Origin of the sequence: Nocardia vulneris (genome assembly GCF_001613425.1) — a bacterium.
Taxonomy (GTDB): domain Bacteria; phylum Actinomycetota; class Actinomycetes; order Mycobacteriales; family Mycobacteriaceae; genus Nocardia; species Nocardia vulneris.
In genome coordinates this window covers 102,429-115,821 of the sequence record NZ_BDCI01000039.1, presented here as the reverse complement: position 1 = coordinate 115,821, position 13,393 = coordinate 102,429, and the positions used below count along the sequence as shown (strand labels likewise).

Here is a 13,393-nt window from a genome sequence, read left to right as displayed (position 1 = left end):
GCTGCCGGGCTTTCGCGGCTAGCCTGTCCGAGCGTCGACCGGACGCTCGGCAACCGGCGTGCTGTTGCGTTCGGCCCGCTGTTCGATGCCGATGAGCATCTTGCGCTCCATGACCCAGCTGCCGGGCTCCATGACGAGCCGGTTGAAGAGTCTGCCCGGCAAGCGGGCGCCCGGTACCGCGATCCGGTTCCGGCTCACCAGCCGGGTGCCTCCGTCGGTCGGGTACAGCCCGAACGACCACACCCAGTTCCCGTCCGCGGACGCGAAGACCAAGGCGTGCTCGGGTTCGAGAACGGCCACACGCATGCGTGGCCCGCTCGTACCCAGGGCGAAAGAGTCTCCGACAGAGATGTTCTGGAACTGTGGGAGAATCTCGTTCGCGCTGTGCATGTTCAGCCCGAGCAGGTTCTCGATCCAGTCGTAGGTGTAGGCGCCGCCGCGGCCGGGACCGAGCTGGACCAGCCATGGCCAGATCGCACCCGGGCTGGTCGCGATCGTGATCGCCCTGGTGGCAATGACGTCCGGTGCGGTGAGCAATTCGTCACCCGGCATTTCACGAGTGACTTCGTCCTCGGTTGCGCCCCAGGTCAGGCACCAGCGGCGCAGGAGCACCTGGTAGCCCGCTGCCAGACCGGCCAGATAGGTCGCGGTTCCCACGACGAGTGCTGTCTTCGTTCGCATTTCACGGCTCATCTGCGTATTCGGCCAGGAGTAACCGGTGGGCCTCCTGGGCAGCGATCTCGGATCGGGTACTGGCGGGTTCGATATCGGGGCGATATTCCAGTCCGCGGGTGAGCACCGCGACCGCCTCGGTCAGCGTCTGTACGCGATCGGACAGTTCGGTGAGTCGATCCTCTACTGTCTCTTCGTCATTCGGTCCCGGTGAGGTGCCGAGCAGGATTCGGTTCAGCGGGGCGGGCAGCCGGGAGAACAGATGATCGAGCAACCCGGGGGAGCACAGATCGCGGAACGCGTCGGTGACGATCCACAGCAAACCGACGGCTTCGTCGTCGGTGACGCCCGCCGCGCACGCGAAATCGGCGAGCATATCGTTCACTTCGCGCCGTTTCGGCGCGCGGTCCGGCACCCAGCCTTCGAAGAAGATGCCACGCAACAGTTCTGGCAGCTGCGCGCTCAAATGTGCGGCGGCGTGCAGTTCGAGGCGGTCACGCACGGTGTGCAGCCACGCCCGGGTGGCTCGATAGGCGAAGAGGCGATCGTCGGTGGCCATGCCGTCCGCGACATGGCGCAGCCAGACGTTGGCGGAGTGCACGGCAGGGCCGAAAGGATCTCGTTTGTGCGACATGACGGTCTCCTCGGTCATTCCTGATGGGTGACCATGACAGGGCAATGGGCATGCTGGACAAGGAAATTGCTGGTGGATCCGAGCAGCAGTCCGGTGAACGCGCCGTGGCCGCGGGTGCCGACGACGAGCAGCTGCGCCGTGCCGGACAGCTCCATCAGCGGCCGGACCGGTCCACCGGAACTGACCAACCGAGTGACGCGCACGTCCGGGTACTTCTCCTGCCAGCCGGCGAGACGTTCGGCGAGCAGCGCGTCTTCGGAGTTCTCGATCTCGCTCTCGACGAGTCCGAGATCGGCTCTACCTGCGAATCCGTAGAAGTTCCAGTCACTCCAGGCGTGGACGACAATCAATTCGGCGCCGCGATCCGAGGCCTCGGCGAAGGCGGCGGCGATGGCCGCGTCACCCGCGGTGGTCGCGTCGGCCCCGACCACCACCGCGCCGGTTCGTTCGTGCACCTGCCCGGATCCGTTGCCGCGGACCACAACGACCGAGCCGTGGCCGTGGCTGGTGACTGCGAGCAGGGTCGAGCCCAGGTGCGCGAATGTGCCTGCATTGCCGGTGGCCCCGAGCACCACCAGATGCGCTGCGCTCGAGGCCTGGATGAGAACTTCGGCCGCCTTGGCGTCGGACACCTCGGTGGTGACACTGAGCTCGGGGTCGACCTGGAGCGCGAGCCGGTAGGCATCGTCGACGACCTTACGGCCGCGCTGGAAGCTCATCTCGATGATGGGGCCCGTCAAGACGTCGTGTCTGGCGAGTTTGGCGCGGGTAGCGGCCAGGTCGAGGCCGTGCAGAAGATGAAGTCCTCTGCGACGGCGGGACGCGGCGTGCGCGGCCCAGCGGAGCGCGTCGTCGGATCCGGCCGATCCGTCGACGCCGACGACGACGCGCGCTGATGCGAGGCGGTGCGGTGTTGCGTTCTCCGGAGTGTTCATCTCGTCTTCCTCGGTGTTCGGGTGGATTACAGTGCGGTGGGCGCGGATTCGCCGACAGCGGATCGGGAGACCATGACCTTGAGAGCGCCGGTCTGCGCGGAGCGGGCGAAAACGTCATAGGCGATGGGGAATTCGGACATCTCGAAGCGGTGCGTGACGATCGGTGCCGGATCGAGCTGCCCGCTGCGGATGAGCTGGATCAGCGTGGGCGTGGAGTTCGTATCGACCAGTCCGGTGGTGATCGTCAGATCGCGGATCCAGATCCGTTCCAGGTGCAGCGTTGCCGGGGCGCCGTGCACGCCGATGTTGGCGACATGCCCGCCCGGTCGTACGAGATCGACGGAAAGCTCGAAGGTTTCGGGTGTACCGACAGCTTCCATGACGACGTCGGCGCCCAGCCCGTCGGTCAGTCGCGCGATGCGTGCTCGGACGTCGTCGCGTCTGCTGTTGAGGGTGATATCCGCACCGAGCTTCGTGGCGGCCACCAGCCGGCTGTCGGTTACGTCGATGACGACGATATGGCCCGGACTGTACAAGCGGGCGGTCATGATCGCGGCCAGGCCGATGGGCCCGGCGCCGACGATGACGACCACATCGCCGGGCCGGACGCCACCGTGGAGGACGCCTACTTCGTGGCTGGTGGGCAGGATGTCGGCCAGCATCAACATCTGCTCGTCGGTCAGGCCGGCCGGTATCGCGTGCGTCGACAGATCGGCGAAGGGCACGCGCACGAATTCGGCCTGGGTGCCGTCGATCAGGTGACCGAGGAGCCAGCCGCCACCACCGAGACACTGGCCATAGCGGCCCTCCTTGCAGAATCGGCACGCACCGCACGCCGAGATGCACGAGATCAGAACTCGGTCACCTACTTTGCGTGTGCGGACGCTCGAACCGACCTCGGTCACTGTGCCCACCGCTTCGTGGCCGAGGATGCGCCCCGGCGTCACTTCGGGGACATCGCCTTTGAGGATGTGCAGATCCGTCCCGCAGATCGTGACCGCGTCCACGCGCACGATCACGTCGGTACCGTCCTGGATCACCGGTTCGGGGACTTGCTCCCAGCTCGGTTGACCGGGGCCGCGAAAGGTCATGGCGTACATCTGAATCCACCTCTGATTGGATCAGTTCGATGGGCGGGTGATGATGACCGGGCAGTCGGCGCCGTGTAGTACCGCCTGACTGACCGATCCGAGCGTCATGCCGGGGAAGCCGCCGTGGCCGTGGCTGCCGACCACGATGAGTTGCGCCGTGCCGGCCGCCGCGAGCAGGCTTTTGGCCGGGCGCGCTTCCTTGACGAGCCGCGACACCGCGACCTCGGGGAACTTTTCCTGGTACCCGGCGATCGTCTCGGCGAGCAGTGTCTCGGCTTCGGTCTGCATGTCCGTGCGCGGGATGTAGCGGTTGAATTCCGACCAGGTGAGGATCGCGAGCAAGGGCGCGCCGCGGCGCGCCGCTTCATCGAAAGCGACTTCGAGCGCATGCGCACCCCCGGCGGATCCGTCGACGCCGACCACCACCGGACCGCCGGCCCGCTCCGGTGCGGCATCGGTCGACTCGGGGACGACCGCGACCGGGCACTTCGCGTGCCGGGCCAGGGATGTGCTCACCGAGCCGAGCAGACCTCGGCGGATTGCGCCGTATCCATGGGTGCCGACGACGAGTAGGCGCGCCTGTGCGGACCGGTCGCGCAGCACCGGAATTGCGGGGGCTTCGACAACGAAGGTGCTGACCTCCAGATCTGGGGTTCCTGCCGCGGCAATGGCCGTCTCGCGGGCCTTGGCGGTGATGTCGGCACCGGCCTTGCGGTATGCGTCGTAGTCGATCTGGGCGAAAGCGATGCCCGGTCCGAAGTCCATCGGTGCGTCGATCGCGTAGACGATATGCAGCGGTGCGCCGTGTCGGGCCGCTGCCCGAGCGGCCCAGCGCACGGCGACGGTGGCGGCGGGGGAGCCGTCGGTGCCGACCAGCACGGGTGGGTTGATGATGTTGTTGGACACGTGATTTCAGCCTTTCGAGGCGAGCGAATGGGGAGCCGGTCAGCTCGCGTGGACTACCTGGACCGGGCAGTGCGCGCGCTGGACCAGCGCGTTGCTGGTCGACCCGAGCAGCAGCCCGCGGAATCCACCACGGCCACGGCTGCCGACGACCACGAGCTGCGCGGCTTTGGACCACTCGAGCAGGTAGTGCCGAGGTCCGGACAGATACACCTCGCTGGTGACCACGACCTCGGGATACTTGTCGTGCCACCCGGAAAGCTGCGTGGCGAGCAGTGCGTGCGCCTCGGCCGCGACGGTGGGATCGGTGATGGTGCCCGAGAATCCGGCGAACCTGTCGAAATGCAGATCGCTCCACACGTGCACGGCGACCAAGCGCGCGTTTCGATCTCGCGCTTCGGCGAAGGCGGCGCCGAGCGCGACTTCGCCCGCCGCGCTCCCGTCGACACCGACCACCACGGGAGCGGTGGAATCGGGAGACCACTCGGTGCCACGGACGACCACGATGGATCCGTGGCCGTGGCTCGCCACCGCCAGCAGGGTGGATCCGAGATGGCGAATGGTTGCGCCTTCGCCGGACGCACCGATCGCGACGAGGTGCGCCGCGGCGGACCGATCGATCAGCAGTTCTGCCGGATTCGACTGGGATACTTCGGTTTCCACGACGAGGCTAGGCTCGAGGCGCAGGGCCAGCGCCCGCGCGGCGGCTACCCGTTCGCCACCCTGGCGGCGAATCGAGTCGAGCACAGCGGGAATCATGAGGTCATAGCTGCCCAGCACCCCGCGCTTGGCGGCGATATCGAGTCCGTTGACGAGCCGCAGTCGGCGGCTGCGGGCCGCGGCGGTGGTGGCGGCCCAGCACACGGCGTGGTCGGCGGCCGCGGAGCCGTCGACGCCGACTACCACTGGGGCCGTGGCGATTCGGTGCGGATCATCGGTGAGCTGGGTGGCCATTTCTTCGCCCTTCGAAGGTGCTGTGTTGCGGTACTTGTACGTTAGAAATGCGGAGGGTCCCGGCGCGGCTGTCGTTGGTCCCGAGCCCAGAGGCCCAAAGGCCGCAATCTCCCCGTTCAGCAGTGGTGTGCGAGGCGGTCGTATTCGGTGTGGGCTAGACGCTCGGCCCAGGCCCGGGCGCGCGCCTGCTCACCCGCGACGAGCGGTCCGGTCATCCCGTCGACGAGGAAGTCCACGGGTTCGTCGGCCAGCTCGTAACCGATGCGGCGCAAACGTTTTCCGGTTGCTTGCGCGGCGGATCCCGGCAGCCACGGCGGCTTCGCCACCTTGGTGCCGAACGCCGCGGCACGGCGACCCTCGGGCACGCCGAGCGCCGCATCGAGCCACTCCCGGATTCCGATGTCCACCGCCACTGCCGCCTCGGTGCGCGCCGCGGCATCGAGCCGGGTCTTTCGCCGGCTCAAGCCGAAGGCGTGCGTCGGCCCGCCCACGACGAGCAGATCCACCGTCGGTGCGGGCACATTCGCGGCAGCGGACACATTGATCAACTCCACGGTGCCGAACTCGCGCAGGCCCTCGGCGATGGCTTCGGCGACCGCAGCGGTGTTGCCGAACATCGATTCGTAGACGACTCGTGATCGCATCTTGTTCTCCTCAAGAAAGTTTCGGTTCGCTGCTATGCCTGTGACCGACCCGGAACTGCACAGCGCCCACGGCGAGGACGATCAGGCCGAGGAGCACACAGATCGGTTGCAGTACACTGAATTCGCGAATTACCGCTATCTGCACCGCAATCCAGCCGATCAGGGCCAGGCCGGCCACCATCGCGAAGATCGGTGTCCGTTCGTCGTCTCGGGCCGCGAGCACACCGGCCGCGGTCATCGGCAGGCCGACAACGACGGCCAGCATGAGGCCGCCGAAGACCGGACTGCGGAATGGGAGTCGTTGATCGAGGTCCGCGCCGAGACCGATCACCCCGGTGATCAGGCCGAGCGATCCGGCGAAAGCCCAAATCGCGACGACACCGGACACCAGGCACACCGTGGTCTGCAACGTGCCGGCTTTGCGTACGTAAGTAGTGAGTACCATTCACTTACTCTTCGCCCGCGGGCCGCTGCGCGGCAGGGCCCGATGGCCCCGGTCACCGGGCCGGAAGTCGTGTTCGGCGGCTTTCGCCGTCCAGCGGCGGTGCGCCGTGCACAATGCTGGAACAGTGTTGAGACGATGGCTGCCGGGGCTCCGGCAATTCGAGGGTTACCAACGGGCGTGGCTGCGGTCCGTCGTGGTCGCCGGCGTTACGGTGGCCGCGTATCTGATTCCACAGGTGATGGCTTACGCGACGGTGGCGGGATTGCCACCGGTGGTCGGTCTCTGGTCGGCGATCGGGCCCCTGGCCGTGTACACGCTGCTGGCTACCTCTCGGCAGCTGTCAGTAGGTCCGGAGTCGACGACCGCTCTGCTGACCGCAGTGGCGCTGGCCCCGCTCGCTCTGGGGGACGCGGACCGATACGCCGCGCTGGCCGCAGTACTCGCCCTACTGGTCGGCGGACTGTGCCTGGTGGCTTCGGCGGCCCGCCTCGGGGTGCTGGCGGATCTGTTGTCCAAGCCGGTGTTGGTGGGTTATCTCGCGGGCACGGCGGGCATGATGATCGCGGGCCAGCTCGGGCGGGTCACGGGGGTATCGGTCGAGGGCGAGTCGCTGTTCGCGCAACTGCGCTCGTTCGCAGGTCACGTCGATCAGTGGCATTGGCAGACCAGCGTGCTCGCGGTAGGTGTGCTCAGTGGGCTGTTGCTGCTGGCCTGGCGCACACCCCGGATACCGGGTCCGCTGTTGGCCGTATTGCTATCGGCCGGTGTCGTGGCCGCATTTTCCTTGCAGCGCTTCGGGATACGAGTCGTGGGTACGGTTCCCTCCGGCATCCCGGTGCCGGGCCTGTCCGGGGTCGCCTTCGCCGACGTGGCGGCGCTGCTGCTGCCCGCGGTGGGGATCGCAGTCGTCGGATTTTCCGACAATGCCCTCACCGCAAGAGCTTTCGCCGCCCGTCACGGAACGCACGTGGATGCCAACACCGAGCTCGCCGCGCTGGGTGCGACCAACGTGGCGGCCGGACTGACGCACGGATTTCCGGTGAGCTGCAGTGGCAGCAGAACCACGATCGCCGATGTCATGGGAGCGCGGACCCAGCTGTATTCCGTTGTCGCGCTCGGCGGCATCCTCGTCGTATTGTTCGGCGCACGCGGGGTACTCGCCGCCTTTCCCACTGCGGCACTCGGCGCATTGGTGATCTACGCGGCACTACGACTCGTCGATGTGACAGAGTTCCGGCGGATCGCTCGATTCCGGCGCAGCGAATTGCTGCTGGCGCTCGGCACGGTCGCCGCGGTGCTGGCGTTGGGTGTGCTCTACGGCGTGCTCGTGGCGATCGCCTTGTCGATCTTCGATCTGCTGCGGCGCATCGCTCGCGGCCACGACGCCATTCTCGGATTCGTGCCCGGGCTTGCGGGCATGCACGACATCGACGACTATCCGGCGGCGAAACCCCTTACCGGACTTGTCATCTACCGGTACGACGCCCCGCTCTGCTTCGCGAACGCGGAGGACTTCCACCGGCGGGCTCTGGCCGCGGTGCAGACGTGGGAGCGGCAGAGTGGGGCACCGGTGCGCTGGTTCGTCCTCAATGCCGAGGCCAACGTCGAAGTCGATCTGACCGCACTCGACGCGGTCGAGCAGTTGCGTGCCGATCTGGCTGCGCAGGGCATTGTGTTCGCGATGGCGCGGGTCAAACAGGACCTGCGTGACGATCTGGATGCGTTCGGGCTGACCGGTGTGATCGGTGCGGATCGGCTCTACCCGACGTTGCCCACGGCGATCGCGGCTTTTCGGGCGGACCAGCGCGCCGGACCGCCCGAGTCGTAATGTTCCGAAAGACCCGGAGCGTTATTCCACGTAGGCCCGTGCGATGCGAGCACCGACAACCAGTGCGGTGACCGCGACGACTCCGACGGCGAAGATCAAACGGTTGATATCGATCGCCGGTTGCCAGGCCACCTGACCGTCTTTGATCACGAAGGCCCCCACCGGCTTTGCCCCGAGACCGAATCCGCCGCCGGAACCCTGCTGTCCTTCGCTGTCGGACCCTTCGCCTGCGCCGCTGCCGCCGGACAGTGCTGCGGCCGTGATCACGGTGGTGCCGTTGCGCTCCACCGGTTCGGCGAACACGCGGCCGGCTTTCATCGAATCGGTCGCCGCTGCCAGGACATCTGTAGCTTTCATTGTGGTTTCACCTATTTCGTTCGAGCGATGATGATCGGGATGTGGACGCCGTGCAGGATGGCTTGGCTGACCGAGCCGAGGGTCATGCCGGCGAACCCGCCGCGGCCATGGCTGCCCAGGACGATCAATTGGGCGTGCGCGGCCTCCGCGACGAGACGATGTGCGGGACGCTCCTCGACGACGACCCGGCGCACCTGCACATCGGGGTACTGATCGGCGTATCCGGCAAGGCATTCGGCGAGCAGTTCCTCGTCTTCCTGCTGCATGTCGGCCCGTGAGTTGTAGCGGAAGAATTCGGACCAGGTGTGCACCGCGACAAGGCCGACGCCCCGGTTGGCCGCCTCTTCGAAGGCGATCGCCACCGCACGCAGGCTGCTCGGCGATCCGTCGACACCGACCACCACCGGCTGTCCGCTGCGGTCCGGCGCGTCGGCGGCGGCCGCCGGGATGACGGCGACGGGGCAGTGTGCGTGCCTGGCGATCGAGGTGCTCACCGAGCCGAGCAGTCCGCGCCCCAGTGCGCCCATGCCGTTGGTGCCGACCACGACCATCCTGGCTTCCTTGGAACGGGCGATCAGGGTAGGGATCGGTGGGCCGTCGATAACGCGCGCGGCGATTTCCGCGGTCCGGTCCGGCGGAAACAGGTCGGTCGCGAGTTTCGTTGCCTTGTCGAGAATTTGGGCGCCCTCCCGACGGTATCGTTCGGCGTCGAAAGGCAGGTATTCGATGGTGGGCGGGTAGTCGAGGGGGACGCCGGTGCTGTGCAGCAGCTCCAAAGGAGCATGCAGCCGAGCTGCTTCGGCGGCCGCCCACTGGACGGCCGCCAGCGCTGGTTCGGAGCCGTCGACGCCGACGACGATCGGTCTGGTGTGCTCGGTGGACATGGTGACTTCCTTGCTATCTGGCGGAATGCGCTGTCGAACGGGTTATTCGGGGTGCACGACCATGACGGGGCAATGGGCATGCTGCACAAGCCAATTGCTGGTCGAGCCGAGCAGCAGGCCGCGGAACCCGCCGCGTCCCCGGCTGCCGACCACGATCAGCTGGGCGGACTCGGACCACTCGTCGAGGTGTTTGCGCGGCCCTGCGGAATAGATCTTTCGTGTGACCGTGACGTCCGGAAACTTCTCCTGCCAACCCGAGAGTCGTTCGGCGAGTAGGGCGTTCTCTGCGACGTCCAGATCGGCGACGGGTATGTCGAGGTAGGACACACCCGCGTATTCGCCGGCAGACAGGTCACTCCACGCGTGCACCGCGACGAGCTCGGCACCACGCAGCGAGGCCTCGGCGAACGCCGCGCCGATCGCAGCCTCGCCGACGGCACTGCCGTCGATACCGACCACGACCGGACCGGACGTGCGTGCCTCCGGCTCGGTACCGCGCACCACCACGACAGAGCCGTGCCCGTGTGCGGTCACGGCGAGCAGCGTCGAACCGAGGTGGGCAAAGGTGCCGACGCCAGGGGTGGTACCGAGCACAACCATGTGTGCCGTCTTCGAACGGGCGATCAGGAGTTCGGCGGGATTGGCTTCGGACAGCTCGGTCGCGATGGTGAGATCAGGATGCGCCGAATGCGCGAGTTCGGCGGCGGCAGTGAGCACCTGCTCGCCGTGTGCCCGCATCGTGTCGGTGACAGCGGGCGACATGATTTCGTAGTTGCCGAGGACCGCGCGAACAGCGACCAGGTCGAGGCCGTGCTCGATACGCAGATCACGTCCCCGTTGTGCCGCGATATCGGCCGCCCAGCGGACAGCCCTCTCCGACGCCGGGGAACCGTCGGCGCCGACGACTACGGCCGCGGCGACGGATTCGTGCGGAATTTCTTTGTGCTGAACGGTCATTGCGCTTCGCCCTTCAGGTGATCCGGCTCGGTCAACGCTTCCGGGTGGACTGATAGGTCGAAACGATGACCATCAGCGCGATGACAACGGCGATGATGACGGCGGCGGTGGGCCAGTCCATGGTGGCTCCTCGATAGGGATTGAATCGCGTGTATCCACTGTCGATGCGTACGGTGTTGGGCTGTAGAGCAATCCGGCTCCCACGCGAGGTCCATCAGTCACAACTTGCGATTGCGAACGAAGTGCCCTCGCCAGAGGGCCCTGCGGCTCTACTGGCGGGTCTGGCGATTCTGATCTGCTCGATTCGTGACAATCGGTGCGCAGACAACGCCACACGCGACTTCTGGCCTTTCCGCCGTCGAGGCCGCCGAAAGGTTGGCCCGCGACGGCGCGAACTTACTGCCGCAGCCCGCGCCGATTCGACTGTGGCAGAGAGTGTTCGGTCAGCTCCGGGATCCATTGATCGTGGTCCTGCTGCTGGCGGCCGGATTGACCGCGGTGACCGCCGACTGGACCGACATGGCGGTGATCCTCGTGGTCGTCGTGGTCAACACCGCAGTCGGGGTCGGCCAGGAGGTAAGGGCCGATCGGGCGATTTCGGCGTTGTCGCGGCTCACCGCGCCGGTCGCCCGGGTGGTCCGCGACGGTGCCCAAAAGCAGGTCGACGCGGCGGATGTGGTGGTCGACGACCTGCTGGTGCTGAGCGAGGGCGATATCGTGCCGGCCGACGCGGTGCTGGTCGAAGCGGCTGCGTTGCTTGTGGACGAGTCGGCACTGACCGGGGAGTCGATTCCGGTAGACAAGGATGTTGCTGCTGATTCGGCGCTGTCCGCGGGGACGGTGGTCGTGAAGGGCCGCGGCCGAGCGCAGGTCACGGCGGTGGGCGGGGCGAGTGCGACCGGCCGGATCGCGCACCTGATGAAACGGCCTATCGAACCGACGCCGCTGCAACGGCGCCTCCTGGATGTCGGGCGGTTACTGGCCGGTGTGACAGTGGTGCTGTGTGCTGTCGTGCTCGTGCTGGGACTGCTTCGCGGACAGCCAGTGGAACTGATGGTGGTGACGGCGATCAGTTTGGCCGTTGCCGCTGTGCCCGAATCACTGCCCGCTGTAGTCACTTTGAGCCTCGCCATCGGCGCGCGGCGGATGGCCGAGCGGCATGCGCTGATCCGCAGGCTTCCCGCGGTAGAGACCTTGGGTTCGGTGACGGTCCTGGCCACCGACAAGACCGGCACGCTCACCGAGGGGAGGATGGTCGTGCACGAACTCTGGACTCCGGTGGCTCGGGCTACCGTCACTGGCTCCGAATACGCGCCCAACGGCGAAGTGCGATCGGGTGCAACGGTTCTGGGTAGAGATGACGTGCCTGCTGTGCGCGACCTGCTGGCGGCGGCAGCCATGTGTAACGACGCCAGGCTGTTCGTGGACGAGGACGGCGAGTGGGCCGCGCACGGTGATCCCACCGAGATCGCGCTGCTGTCCGCGGCGGCAAAAGCAGGACTTCATCGCGACGAGCTGGAGCGGCAGACCCCGCGATATGCGGAACGGCCGTTCGACAGCGAACGCAAACGGATGAGCACCGTGCACCGGCTGCCCGGCGGCCGGTATCGGGTGATCTGTAAGGGTGCACCGGAGTCGGTGCTGGAACCTGCGGTGCTGCACGAAGAACCAGCACTGCTGCGGCAAGCGCTACGGGAAGCCGAACACCTTGCGCGGCAAGGCTTTCGCGTGCTCGCGGTAGCGCAGGGCGACGATGCGGCCGAGCCGCGACCGGATCGGGATCCCGAACATGGATTGGCTCTGCTCGGCCTCATCGCGATCTACGATCCGCCCCGCACCGACGCCGCGGGAACTGTGGCCGCGTGCCGCGGGGCGGGCATACGGCCGATTCTCATCACCGGCGACCATCCCGGCACCGCACACGCGATCGCCACCGAACTGGACATCATTCGTGCCGCCGAGCCGGTGATCGACTGCCGCGATCTGACACCGTCCGATCTGACGACCGGCACCGTGTTCGCGCGAGCGACCCCCGGTCAGAAGCTGGACATCATCCAAGCGCTGCGCGACGACGGGCAGGTGGTGGCGATGAATGGGGACGGTGTCAACGACGGCCCCGCTTTGCGTCGCGCGGACATCGGCGTAGCGATGGGCGGGCGCGGCACCGAAGTCGCGCGGCAGGCGGCTGACCTGGTGCTCGCCGACGACGACCTGGGTACCGTGGTCGCCGCCGTCGAGGAAGGACGCCGGGTCTACGCCAACATCCGGCGCTTCCTCGTATATGGATTGTCCGGTGGTGTCGCCGAGATCTCGGTGATGCTCGCGGGGCCGCTTCTCGGGCTCGCCTTGCCGTTGTTGCCCGCGCAGATCCTGTGGATCAACCTGTTGACTCATGGTCTGCCCGGGGTTGCCCTCGGTGGCGAGCCGGCCGACCGGGACGTCATGTCGCAACCCCCGCGACCACCGACCCAGAGCATTCTCGGCGCGGGCCTGTGGCAGCGCGTGCTGCGCATCGGTGTGCTCCTGACGGTGGTGACCCTGGGCGTCGCGGTGTGGGCGTACCACACCGAGCGTCCTTGGCAGAGCATGGCGTTCTTCGCCTTGGGCGCAACCCAATTGGGCGTGGCACTCGGTTCCCGTACCCGTCCGTGGACCCTGGCCAACCCGCTGTTGCCTGCCGCTGTCGCCGGCGCCTTCGCATTGCAATTGGCCGGGCTGTATCTACCGCCGCTGCGCGGACTGCTCGGCACCGAGCCGCTGAACGTTGCCGATCTTGCCATCGTCTGCGCAGTGTCGGTGCTGGGCTATGCGGGAGTTCGACTGGACCGCTCGATCGACCGTGCGAGGCACCCGATTGCAGGGCGAGGGAAGGGCCGGATCACGCGTGCAGCGCCCGGGTGACATCCGGGAGTCGGGCCGTGGACTTTCGGCCCCTGTGAGGTGCCGGCGCGACAAGCGATCGTGGAAGGACACGACGGCATGGTCGCTGCCAGCTACAGCGGCTGTACCCAGGAGGACCCGATGATCGACTCGACTACGAAATATCCGACTGATCTGCGCCAAGAGCGGGTGGACTGGCCGGATCCGAG

Annotated in this window: 13 protein-coding genes; 2 read left to right on the top strand and 11 right to left on the bottom strand. The window is 67.1% G+C overall.

What is annotated here, in order from left to right:
* Positions 1–18: 18 nt before the first annotated feature.
* The 8 genes from NVU01S_RS33970 to NVU01S_RS33935 all read right to left on the bottom strand — a co-directional run bounded on the left by NVU01S_RS33970 (position 19) and on the right by NVU01S_RS33935 (position 6,278).
* Positions 19–681: a hypothetical protein gene (locus NVU01S_RS33970; RefSeq protein ID WP_043675016.1), complete on the bottom strand. Its 663-nt coding sequence runs from the start codon at positions 679–681 to the stop codon at positions 19–21.
* Between the two features lies 1 nt (position 682).
* Positions 683–1,306, bottom strand: a complete 624-nt coding sequence (locus NVU01S_RS33965) for a DUF2267 domain-containing protein (protein ID WP_043675159.1) — start codon at positions 1,304–1,306, stop codon at positions 683–685.
* A gap of 14 nt (positions 1,307–1,320) precedes the next feature.
* Positions 1,321–2,241 carry a universal stress protein gene (locus NVU01S_RS33960; RefSeq protein ID WP_043675018.1) on the bottom strand — a complete coding sequence of 307 codons (921 nt, stop codon included), beginning with the start codon at positions 2,239–2,241 and terminating at the stop codon, positions 1,321–1,323.
* 26 nt (positions 2,242–2,267) lie between these two features.
* Positions 2,268–3,341 (bottom strand): alcohol dehydrogenase catalytic domain-containing protein, encoded by a 1,074-nt coding sequence (locus tag NVU01S_RS33955; RefSeq protein ID WP_043675021.1) that lies wholly within the window; start codon positions 3,339–3,341, stop codon positions 2,268–2,270.
* A 21-nt stretch (positions 3,342–3,362) separates the two neighbouring features.
* Positions 3,363–4,238 (bottom strand): universal stress protein, encoded by an 876-nt coding sequence (locus tag NVU01S_RS33950; protein WP_043675024.1) that lies wholly within the window; start codon positions 4,236–4,238, stop codon positions 3,363–3,365.
* A gap of 39 nt (positions 4,239–4,277) precedes the next feature.
* Positions 4,278–5,189 carry a universal stress protein gene (locus NVU01S_RS33945; RefSeq protein WP_043675027.1) on the bottom strand — a complete coding sequence of 304 codons (912 nt, stop codon included), beginning with the start codon at positions 5,187–5,189 and terminating at the stop codon, positions 4,278–4,280.
* 116 nt (positions 5,190–5,305) lie between these two features.
* Positions 5,306–5,833 carry a flavodoxin family protein gene (locus NVU01S_RS33940; protein WP_014984469.1) on the bottom strand — a complete coding sequence of 176 codons (528 nt, stop codon included), beginning with the start codon at positions 5,831–5,833 and terminating at the stop codon, positions 5,306–5,308.
* Positions 5,834–5,843: 10 nt separating this feature from the next.
* Positions 5,844–6,278: a hypothetical protein gene (locus tag NVU01S_RS33935; protein WP_014984470.1), complete on the bottom strand. Its 435-nt coding sequence runs from the start codon at positions 6,276–6,278 to the stop codon at positions 5,844–5,846.
* Between the two features lie 124 nt (positions 6,279–6,402).
* Between NVU01S_RS33935 and NVU01S_RS33930 the strand changes: the two genes are divergently transcribed.
* Positions 6,403–8,106, top strand: coding sequence for a SulP family inorganic anion transporter (locus NVU01S_RS33930; RefSeq protein WP_082032175.1), 1,704 nt, complete (start codon positions 6,403–6,405; stop codon positions 8,104–8,106).
* A 21-nt stretch (positions 8,107–8,127) separates the two neighbouring features.
* Here NVU01S_RS33930 and NVU01S_RS33925 read toward each other — a convergent pair whose 3' ends face one another.
* The 3 genes from NVU01S_RS33925 to NVU01S_RS33915 are packed head-to-tail and all read right to left on the bottom strand — an operon-like array spanning position 8,128 to position 10,304.
* On the bottom strand, positions 8,128–8,463 hold the full coding sequence (locus NVU01S_RS33925; RefSeq protein WP_043675032.1) for a spore germination protein GerW family protein: 336 nt from the start codon (positions 8,461–8,463) through the stop codon (positions 8,128–8,130).
* A gap of 11 nt (positions 8,464–8,474) precedes the next feature.
* The gene (locus tag NVU01S_RS33920; protein ID WP_043675035.1) at positions 8,475–9,347 is read right to left on the bottom strand and encodes a universal stress protein; all 873 of its coding nucleotides are present in this window, start codon (positions 9,345–9,347) and stop codon (positions 8,475–8,477) included.
* 42 nt (positions 9,348–9,389) lie between these two features.
* Positions 9,390–10,304 carry a universal stress protein gene (locus NVU01S_RS33915; RefSeq protein WP_043675037.1) on the bottom strand — a complete coding sequence of 305 codons (915 nt, stop codon included), beginning with the start codon at positions 10,302–10,304 and terminating at the stop codon, positions 9,390–9,392.
* Between the two features lie 306 nt (positions 10,305–10,610).
* Here NVU01S_RS33915 and NVU01S_RS33910 point away from each other — a divergent pair, with 306 nt between their 5' ends.
* Positions 10,611–13,205, top strand: a complete 2,595-nt coding sequence (locus NVU01S_RS33910; RefSeq protein WP_244467363.1) for a cation-translocating P-type ATPase — start codon at positions 10,611–10,613, stop codon at positions 13,203–13,205.
* The last annotated feature ends 188 nt before the right edge of the window (positions 13,206–13,393 follow it).

Coding starts and splice junctions, on each gene's coding strand:
- NVU01S_RS33970 (WP_043675016.1), bottom strand. CDS start 681: ATGCGAACGAAGACAGCACTCGTCGTGGGAACCGCGACCTATCTGGCC.
- NVU01S_RS33965 (WP_043675159.1), bottom strand. CDS start 1,306: ATGTCGCACAAACGAGATCCTTTCGGCCCTGCCGTGCACTCCGCCAAC.
- NVU01S_RS33960 (WP_043675018.1), bottom strand. CDS start 2,241: ATGAACACTCCGGAGAACGCAACACCGCACCGCCTCGCATCAGCGCGC.
- NVU01S_RS33955 (WP_043675021.1), bottom strand. CDS start 3,341: ATGTACGCCATGACCTTTCGCGGCCCCGGTCAACCGAGCTGGGAGCAA.
- NVU01S_RS33945 (WP_043675027.1), bottom strand. CDS start 5,189: ATGGCCACCCAGCTCACCGATGATCCGCACCGAATCGCCACGGCCCCA.
- NVU01S_RS33940 (WP_014984469.1), bottom strand. CDS start 5,833: ATGCGATCACGAGTCGTCTACGAATCGATGTTCGGCAACACCGCTGCG.
- NVU01S_RS33935 (WP_014984470.1), bottom strand. CDS start 6,278: ATGGTACTCACTACTTACGTACGCAAAGCCGGCACGTTGCAGACCACG.
- NVU01S_RS33925 (WP_043675032.1), bottom strand. CDS start 8,463: ATGAAAGCTACAGATGTCCTGGCAGCGGCGACCGATTCGATGAAAGCC.
- NVU01S_RS33920 (WP_043675035.1), bottom strand. CDS start 9,347: ATGTCCACCGAGCACACCAGACCGATCGTCGTCGGCGTCGACGGCTCC.
- NVU01S_RS33915 (WP_043675037.1), bottom strand. CDS start 10,304: ATGACCGTTCAGCACAAAGAAATTCCGCACGAATCCGTCGCCGCGGCC.